Here is a 274-nt window from a genome sequence, read left to right on the forward strand (position 1 = left end):
TGCTCGCGATGCTGCTGCTTTGCGGGAATTACAGATGCTTGGAAAGATTTAAAACTTTAATGAGGAGGGTGAAATGAGGGGTTATAAAGAGCATTATTACAGTTTAAACTCTGTCATTGATGCGTATAATCTTTTATGATAAGAGGAGATTTCGTTGTTTTTCCGTGGGGGGTAAGTTTGTATGTGGAACAGATCTCCAATAAATGCGGGAAGATCAATTAGCCATATACTTAGGAAAATGAGATAAGCAATGAAAAAACGTGAAGTCAAAATA

It is taken from the genome of Bartonella sp. AD13SXNS (assembly GCF_042196465.1).
GTDB lineage: Bacteria > Pseudomonadota > Alphaproteobacteria > Rhizobiales > Rhizobiaceae > Bartonella.